3 protein-coding genes are annotated in these 2,003 nt (G+C 69.6%); all 3 read right to left on the reverse strand.

Translation table 11 applies throughout. The annotated features are described in order from the left end of the window. Positions 1 to 37 precede the first annotated feature (37 nt). On the reverse strand, positions 38 to 286 hold the full coding sequence (locus tag ACYVE9_RS10195) for an acyl carrier protein (RefSeq protein ID WP_461027445.1): 249 nt from the start codon (positions 284 to 286) through the stop codon (positions 38 to 40). 52 nt (positions 287 to 338) lie between these two features. Next, a complete protein-coding gene (locus ACYVE9_RS10200; RefSeq protein ID WP_461027446.1) occupies positions 339 to 1,343 on the reverse strand; it encodes a beta-ketoacyl-ACP synthase 3 in 1,005 nt (334 codons plus the stop codon). Beyond that, positions 1,340 to 2,003, reverse strand: a 664-nt coding sequence (locus tag ACYVE9_RS10205) for an ACP S-malonyltransferase (protein WP_461027447.1), incomplete at its 5' end; no start/stop codon positions are given. The genes ACYVE9_RS10200 and ACYVE9_RS10205, both read right to left, overlap by 4 nt.

A 2,003-nucleotide genomic window follows, 5' to 3' on the forward strand; every position in this document is an offset into this window, starting at 1 on the left:
CTCCCCCCCCCCCCCCCCCCCCCCCCCCGCGACCGGCTCAGCCCTGGTGGTTGAGGATGTACGTGGTGGCGTCGCCGACGGTCTTGAGGCCCTTGACGTCGTCGTCCGGGATCTTCACGCCGAAGCGCTCCTCGGCAGCCACCACAACCTCGACCATGGACAGCGAGTCGACGTCCAGGTCGTCGGTGAAGGACTTGTCGAGCTGCACGTCCTCGGTCGGGATACCGGCGATCTCGTTGACGATCTCGGCGAGACCGGTGACGATCTCTTCCTGCGTGGCGGCCATGTTGGCGCTCCTTCTGCTCTGTTTCGTGTGGGTTGGCGGAGTGATTGACGGACTAGGGGAGAGTAACGACCGTCGCTGCGTAGACGAGACCCGCCCCGAAACCGATGACCAGCGCGGTGTCGCCGCTCTTGGCCTGCCCGGTTTCCAGCAGCCGTTCCATCGCGAGCGGGATCGAGGCGGCAGAGGTGTTGCCGGTGTGCTCGACGTCCCGCGCGACTGTCACGTGCGCCGGCAGTTTCAGAGTCTTCACCATCGAGTCGATGATGCGCATGTTGGCCTGGTGCGGAATGAAGACGTCCAGATCCTCGGAGGTGATCCCTGCCGCCGCCAGCGCCTGTTCGGCGATCTTGGCCATCTCGAACACCGCCCAGCGGAAGACCGTCTGGCCCTCCTGGCGGAGCGCCGGGAACTTCTCCGGGGTCCCGTTCCGGTAGTGGTCCCACGGCACGGTCTGGGTGATGACCTCGGCCTTGTCGCCCTCCGAGCCCCAGATCGTGGGACCCATGGTGGGCACGTCGGACGGGCCGACGACAACCGCTCCCGCGCCGTCCGCGAACAGGAACGCCGTCGAGCGGTCCTCCAGGTCGGTCAGGTCCGACAGCCGTTCGACGCCCACCACCAGGGCGTACTTCGCGCTGCCCTCGACGATGAGCCCCTTGGCGATCGTCAGACCGTAACCGAAGCCCGCGCAGGCGGCGGAGATGTCGAAGGCCGCCGCCTTGCCGGTGCCGAGCCGGTGGGCGATCTCGGTGGCGATCGACGGGGTCTGCTTGAAGTGCGAGACGGTCGAGATGATCACCGCGTCGACCTGCTCGGGAGTGATCCCGGCATGCGCGATCGCCTTGCCGGCGGCCGCCAGCGACATCTCGGCGACCGTCTCCTCCGGGCCCGCCCAGTGGCGGGTCGCGATACCGCTGCGCGACCTGATCCACTCGTCGGAGGAGTCGATGTGCTTGAGGATCTCCTCGTTGGGAACCACCCGGGTCGGACGGTAGCCGCCGACACCCAGCACCCGCGCGTACGGTGATCCCTGTGCGGGCGTGATCTTCGCGGTCATGGACTCGGCTCCTCTTTCGCAGTGCCGTGCTCGGCGATCAGCTCACGAGCCGCATCGAGGTCGGCGGGGGTCTTCAACGCCAGCGTCCTGACGCCCTTCAGCGCGCGCTTCGCCAGACCGGTCAGTGTGCCGCCCGGGCACACCTCCACGATCGCCGTCACGCCCAGCTCCCGGAACGTCTCCATGCACAGGTCCCAGCGGACCGGGTTCGCCACCTGACCCACCAGCCGGCGCACGAACTCGGGGCCGTCCGCGACCACCTGGCCGTCCCGGTTGGACACCAGCCGCAGCTGCGGAGTGCCGACCCGCACGTCCCGCACGGCCGCCTCCAGCGCACTGACCGCCGGAGCCATGTGCTCGGTGTGGAACGCTCCGGCCACCTTCAAGGCGATGACGCGGGCGCCCTCCGGCTTGTCCGCGGCGAGTGCCGCCAACTGCTCGGCGGTACCCGCCGCGACGATCTGACCGGCGCCGTTGACGTTGGCCGGCGTGAGGCCCAGCTTCTCCAGGTGGGCCACGACGGTCTCGGCGTCGCCGCCCAGCACCGCCGACATGCCGGTCTCGGTGACGGCGGCGGCCTCGGCCATCGCCAGGCCGCGGCGGCGCACGATCGCCATCGCGTCCTCGTCGCTCAGCACCCCGGCAGTCGCGGCGGCCGTC

The sequence above is a fragment of the Streptomyces sparsus genome, assembly GCF_054776295.1.